At 69.3% G+C, this 12,977-nt stretch carries 14 protein-coding genes; 9 read left to right on the top strand and 5 right to left on the bottom strand.

Annotated elements, in window-relative coordinates; genetic code table 11:
- The first annotated feature begins 294 nt into the window (after nt 1–294).
- The gene (locus tag DIE02_RS10520) at nt 295–681 is read left to right on the top strand and encodes a 2-hydroxymuconate tautomerase family protein (protein ID WP_124487667.1); all 387 of its coding nucleotides are present in this window, start codon (nt 295–297) and stop codon (nt 679–681) included.
- Between the two features lie 98 nt (nt 682–779).
- Here DIE02_RS10520 and DIE02_RS10525 read toward each other — a convergent pair whose 3' ends face one another.
- On the bottom strand, nt 780–2,336 hold the full coding sequence (locus tag DIE02_RS10525; protein ID WP_124528946.1) for an ATP-binding protein: 1,557 nt from the start codon (nt 2,334–2,336) through the stop codon (nt 780–782).
- Nucleotides 2,337–2,463: 127 nt separating this feature from the next.
- On the opposite strand from DIE02_RS10525, the gene DIE02_RS10530 reads away from it, so the two are divergent.
- From DIE02_RS10530 to DIE02_RS10550, 5 genes are read left to right on the top strand one after another with little or no spacing between them, the layout of a single operon-like run.
- Nucleotides 2,464–3,657, top strand: a complete 1,194-nt coding sequence (locus tag DIE02_RS10530) for an acyl-CoA dehydrogenase family protein (protein WP_124487669.1) — start codon at nt 2,464–2,466, stop codon at nt 3,655–3,657.
- A gap of 53 nt (nt 3,658–3,710) precedes the next feature.
- Nucleotides 3,711–4,088, top strand: a complete 378-nt coding sequence (locus tag DIE02_RS10535; RefSeq protein WP_011356094.1) for a hypothetical protein — start codon at nt 3,711–3,713, stop codon at nt 4,086–4,088.
- 8 nt (nt 4,089–4,096) lie between these two features.
- Nucleotides 4,097–4,693 (top strand): nuclear transport factor 2 family protein, encoded by a 597-nt coding sequence (locus DIE02_RS10540; RefSeq protein ID WP_124487670.1) that lies wholly within the window; start codon nt 4,097–4,099, stop codon nt 4,691–4,693.
- Entirely contained in the window at nt 4,690–5,814 is a 1,125-nt protein-coding gene (locus tag DIE02_RS10545; protein WP_124487671.1) for an amidase, read from the top strand. Before DIE02_RS10540 ends, DIE02_RS10545 begins: the two co-directional genes overlap by 4 nt.
- A gap of 56 nt (nt 5,815–5,870) precedes the next feature.
- Complete coding sequence (locus tag DIE02_RS10550) at nt 5,871–6,614, top strand: SDR family NAD(P)-dependent oxidoreductase (RefSeq protein ID WP_124487672.1); 744 nt, start codon at nt 5,871–5,873, stop codon at nt 6,612–6,614.
- Nucleotides 6,615–6,793: 179 nt separating this feature from the next.
- Here the strand turns inward: DIE02_RS10550 and DIE02_RS10555 are convergent, their stop codons facing one another.
- On the bottom strand, nt 6,794–7,426 hold the full coding sequence (locus DIE02_RS10555) for a response regulator transcription factor (RefSeq protein ID WP_044845365.1): 633 nt from the start codon (nt 7,424–7,426) through the stop codon (nt 6,794–6,796).
- Nucleotides 7,427–7,759: 333 nt separating this feature from the next.
- On the opposite strand from DIE02_RS10555, the gene hpaC reads away from it, so the two are divergent.
- The gene (gene hpaC, locus DIE02_RS10560) at nt 7,760–8,305 is read left to right on the top strand and encodes a 4-hydroxyphenylacetate 3-monooxygenase, reductase component (protein WP_044845366.1); all 546 of its coding nucleotides are present in this window, start codon (nt 7,760–7,762) and stop codon (nt 8,303–8,305) included.
- A gap of 61 nt (nt 8,306–8,366) precedes the next feature.
- On the opposite strand, the gene DIE02_RS10565 is transcribed toward hpaC, so the two are convergent.
- Entirely contained in the window at nt 8,367–9,617 is a 1,251-nt protein-coding gene (locus DIE02_RS10565; RefSeq protein WP_124487673.1) for a YbfB/YjiJ family MFS transporter, read from the bottom strand.
- A 471-nt stretch (nt 9,618–10,088) separates the two neighbouring features.
- On the opposite strand from DIE02_RS10565, the gene DIE02_RS35955 reads away from it, so the two are divergent.
- Both DIE02_RS35955 and DIE02_RS10570 read left to right on the top strand, forming a co-directional pair.
- The gene (locus DIE02_RS35955) at nt 10,089–10,211 is read left to right on the top strand and encodes a hypothetical protein (protein ID WP_006752127.1); all 123 of its coding nucleotides are present in this window, start codon (nt 10,089–10,091) and stop codon (nt 10,209–10,211) included.
- A gap of 58 nt (nt 10,212–10,269) precedes the next feature.
- Nucleotides 10,270–11,223: a leucyl aminopeptidase gene (locus DIE02_RS10570; RefSeq protein WP_124487674.1), complete on the top strand. Its 954-nt coding sequence runs from the start codon at nt 10,270–10,272 to the stop codon at nt 11,221–11,223.
- Between the two features lie 8 nt (nt 11,224–11,231).
- Here the strand turns inward: DIE02_RS10570 and DIE02_RS10575 are convergent, their stop codons facing one another.
- Together DIE02_RS10575 and DIE02_RS10580 are read right to left on the bottom strand one after the other, a co-directional pair.
- Complete coding sequence (locus DIE02_RS10575) at nt 11,232–11,741, bottom strand: GNAT family N-acetyltransferase (protein WP_044845369.1); 510 nt, start codon at nt 11,739–11,741, stop codon at nt 11,232–11,234.
- Nucleotides 11,742–11,793: 52 nt separating this feature from the next.
- The gene (locus tag DIE02_RS10580; protein ID WP_124487675.1) at nt 11,794–12,837 is read right to left on the bottom strand and encodes an AraC family transcriptional regulator; all 1,044 of its coding nucleotides are present in this window, start codon (nt 12,835–12,837) and stop codon (nt 11,794–11,796) included.
- Nucleotides 12,838–12,977: the final 140 nt, after the last annotated feature.

Below are 12,977 nucleotides of genomic sequence, written 5' to 3' on the forward strand. Positions count from 1 at the left end.
GCGCAACGGTGAACCGGCCACCTTCACCTTTCGGGACGCTCATGCTCACACTCGAATGCGGAAACGGTCGTCCGTCCGATCGGTTCGGCCGAATCACTCGGCGCGATCGGAACGGTGAGGCGGCCACCTTCACCTTTCCGGACGACCCAGCCCACACTCGAATGCGGAAACGGTCGTCCACCTGATCGGCTCGACCGATGCGCGCAGCGAGATCGGCTTCCTGCTGCAAGCGGCCACCGGTTCGCCATCGCCAGCGCAACGGTGAGCCGGCCACCTTCACCTTTCCGGACGACCATGCCCACACTCGAAGTTTTCCTGCCGGCCGGCCACGACGACGCGCGCAAGGCCGAGCTGATCACGCGGCTCAGCGGCGCGACCGTCGACGCGATCGGCGCACCGCTCGAATCGGTGCGCGTCCTGCTCACCGAATTGCCCGCCACGCACATCGGCCTTGGCGGCCGCACGGCCGCCGATGGCGCACCGCCGTCGCTGCCGGTGATCGTCGCGATCCTGATTGCCGGCCGCACCGACGAGCAGAAACGCGCGTTGATCGCGGCGCTGTCGGACGCCGGCGCGAACGTGCTCGATGCGCCATTGCAGGCGACGCGCGTGATCATCAAGGACATCCCGAACACCGACTTCGGGATCGGTGGTCAAACCGCGCGGGCGCTGGGGCGCTGATCGTGTGCAGCGCGTCGCTGCCTGGCTGCGATGTGCGTGACGTGCGTGATGCGCGCGACGTGCATGGCACCCGTTACGCTTGCGCCGCGACGCACCGCTTACGCCTGCGTACCGACAAGCGGCAGCGTCACGCGACAGTCGAGCCCGCCGCCTTCGGCCGGGCTCGCGCCGATGCGCCCGCCATGACGCGTGACGATGCTCTTGCACAGCGACAGCCCGATCCCGTTGCCGCCGGCCTTCGACGACGAGAAACCGTCGAACAGCCGGTCGTGCGCCCCTTCGGCGATACCGGGCCCGTTGTCGATCGCCCGCAGCTCCGCGTGGCCGCCGACGTCGGCGGTGCCGAGCGTCAGCGTGCACGGCGCGCGCGCGCAGCCGGCGAACGCCTCGATCGCGTTGAAGGCCAGATTCAGGATCACCTGCCCGATCAGCACACGCTCGCAGCGAATCGGCAGCGGCTTGTCGGCCTGCACGATCGCGACCGTCACGCCCGCTTCCTTCGCACGCAGCTCGATGAAATACGCGACGTCGGCGAGGATCTCGCGCAGGTCGGCGAGCGCGACGACCGGCTCGCGCTTCACGATGAACTCGCGCACGCTCTTGATGATCAGCGCCGCATGCTCGGCCTGCCGGTCCGCGCTGCGCAGCCCCCAGATCGCATCGTCGACGGCGCCGCGCGTGTTCAGCCGCTGCACCGCACCCTCGATGAAGTTGCGCACGGCCGCGAGCGGCTGGCTCAGCTCGTGCGCGATCACCGTCGCCATCTCGCCCATCGCGTTGTAGCGGCCCGCGTATTCGAGCATGCGCGCTTCGGCGCGGCGCGCCTCCTCGATCGCGACCTCGTCGCTGACGTCGCGAAAATGCACGAGCAAGCCGTCGAGGTCGCCTTCGATCTCGACTTGCCGGCACGTGATGCGCAGCCAGCACGCCGAGCCGTCGCGCCGCACGAAGCGGTAGCGCTGCGGCTCGGACGGGCACGTCGACGGCGCATCGCGCAGTTGCGCGACGAGCCGGTCGCGATCGGCCGCGGTGCAGTAGTCGAGCACGCCGCCGAGCGCATCGTCGGGCGCGAGCCCGAGCACGCGGCGCCCCGACTCGCTGATGAACTGCGCGCCGCCGTTCGGCGTCACGACCGCGATGCCTTCGTCGAGGTCCTGCATGAATTCGCGCAGCCGCGCCTCGTAGCGGCGCAGCTGCTGACGGATCGCCTCCTCCGCGCTGATGTCGCGGAACTGCACCATCACGACGTCGCGCCCGCGCAGCGGCACGTGCGTCGCGATCGCCTCCGACAGCATGTCGACGCCGGTGCGCGACCGATAGCACCACTCGTACACCTGCGGCCGCCCTTCGGCAATCGCGCGATCCATCGCGCCCACGCCGATCTCGCGCCGGTATTTCGGTTCGGGACGCGTCATGTCAGGCGCCTTCAGCGGCAGCAGCTCCTCGACGGAAAAGCCGAGCGCGATGCACGCGGCGCGGTTCGCCCACACGATCGCCTTGGTCTGCGCGTCGTGCAGCAGCACGCAGGTCGTCAATGCGTCGAGCAGCCGGTGGAAATCGTCTTCGTCGGGGAAGCTCATGAGCGGATTCGGTTGAAGGCGCACGGCGTCGCGCGGCCGGATGTCCAACATAGCACCGGCGTGCACGGCCCGCATCTGAAGATTTCTTTAGTCCGGCACGGAGCCACACCAGTCGCGCGGCCTTACGCACCAATTGCTGCGTGTTTTCGGCGTTTCTAGACTGATTGCATCGTCTTTCGAACCCCATTCCCAGGAGCCACTCATGCCCAACGCCGCCCTCGCCATCGACGCCGCGTCCCCCTCGCCGCATGCGGTCCGCGAAGCGGCCGCGCGGGTGTCGCCGCTCGACGCGGTGATCGAGACCGTCGCCGCGCGCCGCGACGAATTCGACCGCCTGTCACACGTGCCGCGCGACGTGATCGCGCTGTTCAAGGAGGCCGGCATCTATCGCGCGGGCACGCCGCGCCGCTTCGGCGGCGATGCGCTCGCGCCCACCGCGTTCCTCGACATGATCGAGCGGATCGCGACCGCCGACGGGTCGGCCGCGTGGGTCGCGAGCTTCGGCTCGGCCAACGTCTATCTCGCCGCGCTGCCGCTCGCCACGCAGGCCGAGCTGTACGCGGGCGGCCCCGACCAGGTATTCGCGGGCGGGCTGTTCCCGGTCCAGCCGGCGCAGGCGGCACCCGGCGGCTGGCGCGTGAACGGCACGTGGAAATTCGCGAGCGGCTGCAAGGGCGCCGACTGGCTCGGCGTCGGCATCGCGGTGCCCGGCGCGCAGGACGCCGCGCCGAACAGGCCGCGCACGGCCGTGTTCCGTGCCGCCGACGTCGAGATCGTCGAGAACTGGAGCGTGGTCGGCATGCAAGGTACCGGCAGCCACGACCTGCGCGTCGACGACCGCTTCGTACCCGACGCGTGGACCTTCGTGCGCGGCGGCGAGCCGACCGTCGACGAGCCGCTGTACCGCTATCCGACCGTCGCGTATGCGGCGCAGGTGCTCGCCGTGGTCAACCTCGGGCTGGCCCGCGCGGCGCTCGACGTCGCGAACCGGATGTCGGGCGGGCGCCAGACGACCACCGGCGCCCCGCGCCTCGCCGATCGCGCGTATTTCCGCATCGAGCTCGCGAAGGCCGAAGCGCAGCTGCGCTCGGCGCGCGCGTTCTTCTACGACACGACCGACTCGGTCTGGCAATCGATCCTGGCCGGCAACCCGGTCACGCCCGAGCAGGTCAGCCTGCTGCGGCTCGCGGCCACGCATATCGCCCGCGAAGGCGCGAGCGTCGTCGAGCGCGCGTACCGCCTCGGCGGCACGGCCGCGATCTATCGAACGCATCCGCTGCAGCGCCTGCTGCGCGACGCGATGGTCGTCACGCAGCACGCGTTTCTCGGCGAAGGCAACTTCGACGGCGCGGGTGCGGTGTTCACCGGCGTCACGCCGTTTCCCGGCTATCTGTAATCCGCGTCGATTCGCTTCGACGCCGCACAACGCATTGTTCAGGAGAACCTTTCATGTCCGATTCGAATCCGCTGCCGCTGCGCGTGCTGTTCTGCTGCGGCGTGTCGCAAAACTTCTTCGACCTGCCGCGCGAGAAGATCGGCGAAGTGTGGCAAGCGTACGGCGCGATGCTCGCCGCCGTCGAGGCGATGCCCGGCGTGCGCGTGCTCGGCGTGATGGATGACGATCGCCTCGTCGTCGGCCAGGCCGACGGCGCGCCGTGGACGTTCTACATCATGGCCGACGTCGCGGACTTCGACACGACGGTCGCGGTATGCAACCTGTATCGCACGACGCCCGTCGGCGAATACAACCTGTGGCGCTACGGCAAGATCGAGGCGCGGGTCGGCCGTGCGCTGACCGTGCCGCCGGCCGCGAAGCCCGCGGCGTGAGGCGCGCGATGACCGGACCCGATTCGACGCGCGCGCTCGAAGCGCCCGACGCACGCGAAGCCGTCAAAGCGCTCGACGCGCTCGCGCGGCGCGTGGCGATGCTCGACGCCGAACGCGCGGTGCGCGCGACGATCACGCGCTACATGGCGCTGTGCGACGTGCCGGAGGATGCCGGCGACGGGCCGGCGCTCGCCGCGCTATTCACGGCCGACGCGGTGTGGGAAGGCATCGGCCCGCAGTACGCGCGCAAGTTCGGCCGCCTCGAAGGCACGGACGCGATCATCGCGATGCTGCGCCGCTACCTGCCGCCCGAACCACATTTCTCGGCGAACCTGCACTTCCTGACGTCGGAGTCGATCGACGTCGGCGCCGATCATGCAAGCGCGCGCGGCCGCTGGATTATGCTGCAGGCGTCGCGCTACGCGGACGGCACGGCCGAGCTGATCGCCGCGCGGCTGACCATCGATTTCGCGCCGGCCGCCGACAGCGCGACCTGGCTGATCCGCCATTTCCGCACCGAGCGCGTGCTCGACGGCCCGTGGCCGCTCGCCGCCGCGCCGCTCGCCTGCCCCCCTTCACCGCAACTCGCACGCCATCGACCATGACAGGCTTCATCGACACCTTCACGCTGGGCGGCCCGGGCCCGACGATCGCAATCAAGGACACGATCGACATCGCCGGCCATCCGACCCGCGCGGGCAGCCGCGCGCTTGCCGACGCAGCGCCCGCCGCGCAGCACGCGGACGTGGTCCGCCTGCTGCTCGACGCCGGCTGGCAGATCGCCGGCAAGGCGAACATGCACGAGCTCGCGTTCGGCATGACCGGCATCAACGGCTACACGGGCACGCCGGTCAATCCGCAGGATCCGACGCGCATCCCGGGCGGCTCGTCGAGCGGGTCGGCATCGCTCGTCGGGCTCGGCGCCGTCGACGCCGCGCTCGGCACCGACACCGGCGGCTCGATCCGCGGGCCGGCCGCCTGCTGCGGCGTGGCCGGGCTCAAGCCGACGTTCGGCCGCGTGTCGCGACGCGGCGTCGCGCCGGACGTCACCACGCTCGACTGTGTCGGGCCGTTCGCGCGCGACATCCGCACGCTCGCGGCCGTGATGGCCGCCATCGCGCCGGGCTTCGACCGGGCGCTCGCGGCGGCACCCGTTGCCGGCTGCACGATCGCACGCGTGATCGTCGAAGCCGAGCCGGCCATCGCGGCCGCGCTCGACGCGGCGATTGGCGCGTCGGGCCTGCGTACGCACGACGTCGTGCTCGATGCGATGCAGGATGCGTTCACCGCGGGGCTTGCCGTCATCAATGCGGAAACGTCGCGTGCATTCGGTCATCTCGTCGAAACCGGCAAGCTCGGCGCGGATCTCGATGCGCGGCTGCGCTCGGCCGCGACGACGCCCCCCGCCGCGCTCGCGCAAGCGGAAGCCGTGCGTGCGCGCTTCACGGCGCAGGTCGATGCCGCGCTCGAGCGCGCGGAGGTGCTGGTGCTGCCGACCTTGCCCGCGCTGCCGATCACGCTTCGGCAGGCACGCGACGGCGTATCGGTCATTGCGATGTCGTCGCTGATCCGGCCGTTCAACCTGAGCGGCCATCCGGCGCTCAGCCTGCCGCTGCCGCTCGCGGGAACGCCGCTGAAGGCCGGGCTGCAGATCGTCGGACGCAAGGGCGCGGACGAACACGTGTGCGCGGTCGCCGCGCACTTCGAAGCGGCGCTCGCCGCATGAACCACGATGCGGGCGCGGCTGTGGCCACGATCCGCGAACCAACGGAATCACGCACCATGTCAGACCGAGTCGTCCTCGTCACCGGCGCCGCGCGCGGGCTTGGCACCGTCATCGCCGAACGCTTTCATGCGGCCGGCTATCGCGTCGCGCTGGCCGACATCGCCGTCGACGCCATTCACGCGCATGCGCGCGACCTCGACGCGAGCGGCGCACGCGCAGTCGCGCTGCCGCTCGACGTCACGTCGAAACGCGATTTCCAAGCCGCGCGCGATGCGCTCGTCGCGCGCTGGGGCGCGATCGACGTGCTCGTCAACAATGCCGGCGCATCGAAGGTCGTGCCCGCGATGGAGATCACGGCCGAGCAGTTCGACCAGGTGATCGACGTGAACCTGCGCAGCGTGCTGTTCGGCTGCCAGGTGTTCGGCCAGTACTTCGCGACGCGCGGCGCGGGCCGCATCGTCAACATCGCGTCGCTCGCCGGGCAGAACGGCGGCTCGGCGACGGGCGCGCACTACGCGGCCGCGAAAGGCGGCACGCTGACGCTGACCAAGGTGTTCGCGCGCGACCTTGCCGCGCAGGGCGTGACCGTCAACGCGATCTCGCCGGGGCCGCTCGACCTGCCGATCGTGTACGAGAGCGTCGCGCCGGACAAGCTGCGGCAGGTGCTCGCGAGCCTGCCGGGCGGCAAGCTCGGGTCGGCCGGCTTCGTCGCCGATGCGGCCGTGCTGCTCGCGTCGGGCGACGCGCATTTCGCGAACGGCGCGTGCTGGGACATCAACGGCGGGTTGTACATGCGTTGAGCGGCGGCATGCGTCGAGCGTGCGGTGCAGGCTGATGCCGGCCGGTGCTGGTCAATACCAGCGCGCGGTGTATGCGGTGTATGCGGTGTATGCGGTGTGCGCGGTGCGTGCGGTGCGTGCGGTGCGTGCGGGCACTACGCTTACACGCACGGCCCGATTCGCGTTCGCACCACCGTGCGCTAGCGCGACGACTCCCCGTCGTCGCCCCACACGACCATCACGTCGCGCACCAGCGCGGCGATCGACGTCGCGCCGAGCTTCTCCTTGATGCTCGCGCGATGCACGTCGACGGTCTTCACGCTGATCGACAGGTCCGACGCGATCTGCTTGCTGCCCTTGCCGTCGACGACACCGCGCAGCACCTCCTTCTCGCGCGCGGTCAGCGCATCGAGCCGCTGGCGCAGCTCGCGGTGACGCTGGCCGACCGCGTGCCGCTGCTGCGCGAGCCGCAGCGCGCGTTGCACGCGCTCGAGCATCTGCTGCGAGTTGTACGGCTTCTCGACGAAGTCGATCGCGCCGTTCTGCAGCGCGCGCACCGACATCGGAATGTCGCCGTGTCCGCTGACGAAGATCACCGGCAGCGTCGCGCCGCGCGCGTTCAGTTCCGCCTGCACGTCGAATCCGCTTTTCTCCGGCATTCGCACGTCGAGCACCAGGCACGCGGGCAGGTTCACGTCGAAGCGCGCGAGAAAATCGGCGGCATTCGCGAATCCCTCGGACGCGATGCCGACCGATTCGAGCAACCACGCGAGCGAGGTCCGCATGCCGCTGTCGTCGTCGACGATGTATACGATCGGAGCGGGTGACGTCATCGGGTTGTCTCGCAAGATATCGGTATCGGTATCGCACGCGCCGCGGGTGAGGCAAGCGTCGTTCGTCGGGGGTGTGCGGCACATCATAACGAGCCGGAGATGCGCTGAATACCCCTTTACGTACCGCTCGAACGCCCGATCGCACTTTTTTTCGCCCGTCGTATCGCGCATCTAGGTAGAACCTTTAGATGCGCTGGCGGGAACGCCATCTTCATCGTCAATCGTGCGAATGTTCGCCGGCTTTTTCGCGACGTACGCTTGGTTCATCGTCGACGATCCGCTGCCGCATCGACAACGCGCACGATCGCCGCCCTCATTCACCCAGGAGCGCCCATGTCCGCAACGACCGATACCCCGCAACCGGCACGCGCCGCCCCCACCGACGCGCAACAGGCCTTCCGGCAGGCAATGGCCCACCTCGGCGCGGCCGTCAACGTGATCACCACCGCGGGGCCGCACGGCCGCTGCGGCATCACCGCGAGCGCCGTCTGCTCCGTCACCGACGCGCCGCCGACGCTGCTCGTGTGCCTGAACCGGTCGAGCGCGATGCATGCGATCTTCGAGCGCAATCGTCACGTGTGCATCAACGTGCTGCCGGCCGAGCACGAACTGCTCGCGCGCCATTTCGCGGGAATGACCGAGCTGCCGATGGAACGCCGCTTCGAATTGCCGGTGTGGGATCGCGGCGAGCAGGACGTCCCCGTGCTGCGCGATGCGCTCGCGAGCCTGCAGGGCAGGATCGCCGAGATGAAGGAAGTCGGCTCGCATTCGGTGATGTTCATCGAGGCGACGTCGATTCGCGTGCGCAACGACGGCGACAGCCTCATCTACTTCAGCCGCGCGTTTCATCGCGTGTCGCGCACGGCCTGCGTGCGGTAACGGGAACGGTAACGGTCGCGCTCACGTTGTCGCGCTCGCCGGTCGTTGCAGGCCCGATCGGCTACGCCGACGCCCTTAATGCACGCTGTCCGGCCGCGAGGGCCGCGCCCGCGAACAGCGTCAGCGCCGAATAGACGAGCCCGCGCGCAAGCCCCGCGCTGTCGGACACCCAGCCGATCGCGACCGGCCCGGCGATCTGCCCGAACGCGAAGATCGTCGTGAACGCGCTGATGCCCTTCGCCCAGCCTTCCGGCGGCAGGTTGTGGCGCACGAACGCGGTCGTCGACGCGACCGCCGACAGGAACGTCGCGCCGAACAGCACGCCCGACGCGAACGCGGCCGCCGGATGCACGAACAGCGCCGGCATCAGCGTCGCCACGCCGAGCAATGCGTTGAGCACGGCCAGCGCCTGGCCGCCACGCATCCGGTCGAGCAGCCCCGACCACAGCCGCGCCGACACGACGGTCGCGACGCCGAGCATCACGTAGAACGCGGACACGACCGTCCCGCTCATTCCCGCGCCGCGCAGCAGCGCGACGATGAACGTCATGTAGCCGATGTAGCCGACGCCGAACAGGCCGTAGCCGGCGAGCGCGAGTGCGAAGCGCGCAGGGCCCGCGGTCGCCGCCGGCGCGGCACCGTCACGCCGCGCGGCCGGTGCCGCGTGCGCATGCTCGATGCGACGCGCCGCCGACACGGCGATCGCCGAGAACAGCACGCATGCAAACGCGAGCGCGAACCATGCCGGTTGCCAGCCGTGCGCGCGCTGCACCAGCGTGGCGGGCACGAGCAGCGACGACGCGACGATGCCCCACCCGGTGCCGCCGTAATAGAGCCCGAGCAGCAGCCCCGCGTCGCGCGGCGCTGCGGACGCGAGCCGCGCGGCCAGCACGCCACCGCTGATGAAGATCAGCGCGCTGCCGACGCCGGTCGCGAGCCGCTCGACGAGCAGCGCGTTCATGCCGGACGTGAGCCCGCATGCGGCCATCAGCACCGCGGTCAGCGCGCAGCCGGCCGCCAGCAGCGTGCCGGTGCGCCAGCGGCGGGACAGCAACGGAAAGACGAGCGCACCGATCAGGTAGCCGGCCGCGTTGGCCGTGTTCAAGGCGCCTGCCTGCGCGAAGGTCCAGCCGAGATCGGCCTTCATCGGCGGCAGCAGCAGTGCGTACGAGAAGCGCGCGAGACCGAGCGCGATCGCGCTGCCGAGCGACAGGCAGATCGCGAGCCGCCACGCGGTCATGCGGTCGGGTTCGGTGGCGCCGGCGTCCTGTCGTGCTGGCCCGGCGTGCTCCGGTTGCGGCGCTGCGCGCATCGCGGTGTCTCCATCGTGGTTCGCATCGTGCCGCCGGGACGGCGGCAGGCGCGCGGCTGCGGCCCGCGCGCGAGGTCGTCAGATGGTGCCAGAAAACCGCTGAAGCCGGTTCGCGTCCACGATAACCGCGCGCATTGTTCGTGAATGGCGGAAATCGAAACGATCGACGCGATTGAACTCGCGATTCAAAAAATCGCTTGAATGAATCAATCAATCGATCGCGGCCCCGATATTCGAAAAAAATCCTCGGGTTTTGCGATTGGATTCATACGCCTTCACCGCGCGAAATGCAGCGAACCCGCATGTTTAGCACGCCGCGGCTAAAAATCTCGCCACGCATTGCATTCGCCAAATCATCAGACTAATATCGACGCCACTCGTCCGGTATTCAAAAAACATCGGATGAGCCGCGGTAATCCCGTTACCGCGCTTTCATGTTGAATCGCTCATGTTCACCACAGGAGAATTGACATGCAGGAAACCCGGCAGATCGAATTGCTTGACTGGATGCAGGAAGACACGCACCCCGAGGCCGTCGACATGATGGTCGAGGATGCCGTGGTGCCGTTCGGCACCGCGCTCTGGCCGGTCTGAGCGGCCAGCCCGTTCCCGCGGAAGGGCCGCGGCCCTTCCGCCGCCTCCGGAGACACGCATGCTGAACCTGCACCGTGCGCTGGGGTATCACCCGGCGCTGCGCGACAAGCTCGCACGCGGCGAGACGGGCAAACTGCTGGTCGGCTACGACAGCCGCAACCGCGACACCGCGTTGCGTGCGTTTTCCGCCCTGCCCGACTCGCTCGACGCGACGATCCTCTGCCTCGACACCACCCCGCCCGCCGACATCGCCGCCGCGCTCACGCATGCGGACCTGTTCGTGCTGCTGTACGACTCGTCGTGCCTGCCGACGCCGTCGCCGAGCGGCCCGCCGTTCCTGGCCGCGATCCGTCCCGCGATCGTCAGGCACTGGAGCAAGTCGGTGCTGTTCAAGGATTACGGCCCGCATCTCGACGAGGCGTTCGCCGAATCGCTCGACGACATCGCCGCGCGCAACGGCCGGCTGATCGAAGCGGCCGCGCGCGCATCGCAGATCCATTTCATCGACGAAGCCGGCAACACGCTGACCGGCTCGCTTGCGCCGGACCAGAAATGGACGAGCGTGGACGGGATGGGCAATCTCGACGTCGTGCCCGGCGAGATCGCGACGCACGTCACCGACCTGCACGGCTCGATCGTGTTCAGCGGCACGTTCCTCGGCACCGTGCCGTTCGCGATCAAGTACCGCGTGACGGAGCGGCTCGCGACGCTGCATGTCGAAGACAGCCTGATCGTCGATTTCGACAGCGACGACGCGGGCTTCCGGCGCGACTTCGCGTCGTACCTCGACCGGCACGACAATCACCGGCGCATCGAGGAATTCGGCATCGGCACGAACCTGGGCATCCGCGGGCTATACGGCCGCAACGCCGGCTTCGAGGAACGCCATCCGGGCCTGCATCTCGGCCTCGGCGGCGGCGCGAACGGCAGCCACCACCTCGACCTGATCTTCGCGCGCGGCACGCTGGCGTTCGACGAGCGGATCGTGTTCGACGGCGCGTTCGCCGTCTGACCTTGGCATCAGGCGTCGGCGGCCGCCGCGTCGCCGAGCCACTTGAACATCACGAAGCAGTCGACGAAGCCGAGCCGCGCGTGACGATACGCGCGCGGCAGGCGGCCGACGATCTCGAAGCCGAGCTTCTGCCACAGCGCGACCGCCACCTCGTTCGTCGCGACCACCGAATTGAACTGCATCGCGAGGAAGCCGCGTTCGCGCGCCACCTGCTGCGAGTGCTCGCACATCAGGCGCGCGACGCCCTTGCCGCGCGCGGCCTCGCTGACCATGTAACCGCAGTTGCACACGTGATTGCCGGGGCCGGCCGCGTTCGCCTTCAGGAAGTACGAGCCGAGCAGCACGCCATCCTCTTCGGCAACCCACGTGCAAAGCGGCGCATCGAGCCACAGCGCGCGGGCGGCTTCACGCGTGGGCGCCGGATCGAATGCGTAGGTCTCCTGCGCGGCGACGATCGCGTGGTACGTGGGCCAGAAGCGGGGGAAGTCGTCTTCGGTCATCGGGCGAAGCGTGATCATGCGGGTCCTCTCGTGAAGGGGTTGGGGAATGCGCGCGTGGCGCGACCCTGCGTCAGGGTGAGCCGCCGTCGCGCAGCAGGCCGCTGCGATACGTGCCGGGCGGCACACCATACCAGCGCTTGAACGCCTGCGAGAAACTCGACAGGTCGCTGAAGCCGAGCCGCTCGGCCACTTCGGTTAGCGACAGGTGCGCATCGCCGAGCAGCGTCTCGGCCATCGCGCCGCGCGCCTGCGCGAGCAACACCCTGAACGTCGTGCCTTCTTCCTGCAGCCGGCGCTTCAGCGTGCGCGGGCTCGTGTTCATCAGCCGCGCCATGTCCTCGAGCGAGAACGGCACGTTGCCGGGCGTCGCCGTCAGATATTGCCGCACCATCTCCGACGTGCCGAGCCGCGCGCGCCGCGTTTCGACCAGCTGGCTGCACATCTGCTCGCACATCGAGACCGTCAGCGGGTTCGCATGCGGCAGCGGCCGGTCGAGAAACGCACGGTCGAATGCGAGGCTGTTCGCGCGGGCGCCGAACGCAGGTTCGACGCCCGCGATGCGCGCTGCGGGTGCGAACGCGGCTGCGCTCGCCGCGCTCGCGGCCTGCATCGTGAAGCGCGACAACGCGAAATCGCCGCCGCCGATTTCCTGCAGCAGCACGGCCGCAGCCGCCATGTCGCGTTCGACGAGGAACCGGCTCAGGTCGGCATCAAGCTCCGGCGCGCCGAAATTGAGCACGCCCGTCTGCGGTTCCTCGCGGTACGTGATCACCGTGAACGCATACGTGAGCGGCAGGAAGCGCATCGCGAGCGCCAGCGCGTCGCGCGCGGTCGCGCTCGCGATCAGCCCGTAGCCCCACACGCCGTACGCGGAGAAGTGATAGCGCTGCCCGACTTCGAACCCGAGGCCCGGCGCGCGCCCGAGCGCGCGCAGCAGGTTGCCGGTCAGCCGCAGTTCCTGCGCGGCCGTCACCTCGACGTTCGGATCGTCGAGCTGCGCGTCCGCGAGCCCTGTACCGGCCAGCAACTTCGCGCGCGGCACGCCGCGTTCGTCGCCGAAATCGACCAGCAGCCGCGCGCTGGCCGGACTCCGGGTGAAGTCCCAGAAGCTCATGCGGAGAAACCCTCGAAGCGCCGATTTGGCCCAAATACTAAAACAATTGTCCCGAAGCAGCATTGGTGTTTTCCCATGCGGCCCGCACCATCGGCGTCATCAGTCGTCGCCCGAACGACGTCAACGCCCCCGGAGGAGAC

The organism is Burkholderia sp. Bp8991 (genome assembly GCF_003853795.1).
Taxonomy (GTDB): Bacteria; Pseudomonadota; Gammaproteobacteria; order Burkholderiales; family Burkholderiaceae; genus Burkholderia.

Bases quoted from the DNA above. Each gene is read 5' to 3' on its own strand.
- DIE02_RS10545 (WP_124487671.1), top strand. From the start codon at position 4,690: ATGACAGGCTTCATCGACACCTTCACGCTGGGCGGCCCGGGCCCGACG.
- DIE02_RS10530 (WP_124487669.1), top strand. From the start codon at position 2,464: ATGCCCAACGCCGCCCTCGCCATCGACGCCGCGTCCCCCTCGCCGCAT.
- DIE02_RS10570 (WP_124487674.1), top strand. From the start codon at position 10,270: ATGCTGAACCTGCACCGTGCGCTGGGGTATCACCCGGCGCTGCGCGAC.
- DIE02_RS10575 (WP_044845369.1), bottom strand. From the start codon at position 11,741: ATGATCACGCTTCGCCCGATGACCGAAGACGACTTCCCCCGCTTCTGG.
- DIE02_RS10550 (WP_124487672.1), top strand. From the start codon at position 5,871: ATGTCAGACCGAGTCGTCCTCGTCACCGGCGCCGCGCGCGGGCTTGGC.
- DIE02_RS10555 (WP_044845365.1), bottom strand. From the start codon at position 7,426: ATGACGTCACCCGCTCCGATCGTATACATCGTCGACGACGACAGCGGC.
- DIE02_RS35955 (WP_006752127.1), top strand. From the start codon at position 10,089: ATGCAGGAAACCCGGCAGATCGAATTGCTTGACTGGATGCAGGAAGAC.
- DIE02_RS10525 (WP_124528946.1), bottom strand. From the start codon at position 2,336: ATGCGGGCCGTGCACGCCGGTGCTATGTTGGACATCCGGCCGCGCGAC.
- hpaC (WP_044845366.1), top strand. From the start codon at position 7,760: ATGTCCGCAACGACCGATACCCCGCAACCGGCACGCGCCGCCCCCACC.
- DIE02_RS10580 (WP_124487675.1), bottom strand. From the start codon at position 12,837: ATGAGCTTCTGGGACTTCACCCGGAGTCCGGCCAGCGCGCGGCTGCTG.
- DIE02_RS10520 (WP_124487667.1), top strand. From the start codon at position 295: ATGCCCACACTCGAAGTTTTCCTGCCGGCCGGCCACGACGACGCGCGC.
- DIE02_RS10540 (WP_124487670.1), top strand. From the start codon at position 4,097: ATGACCGGACCCGATTCGACGCGCGCGCTCGAAGCGCCCGACGCACGC.
- DIE02_RS10565 (WP_124487673.1), bottom strand. From the start codon at position 9,617: ATGCGCGCAGCGCCGCAACCGGAGCACGCCGGGCCAGCACGACAGGAC.
- DIE02_RS10535 (WP_011356094.1), top strand. From the start codon at position 3,711: ATGTCCGATTCGAATCCGCTGCCGCTGCGCGTGCTGTTCTGCTGCGGC.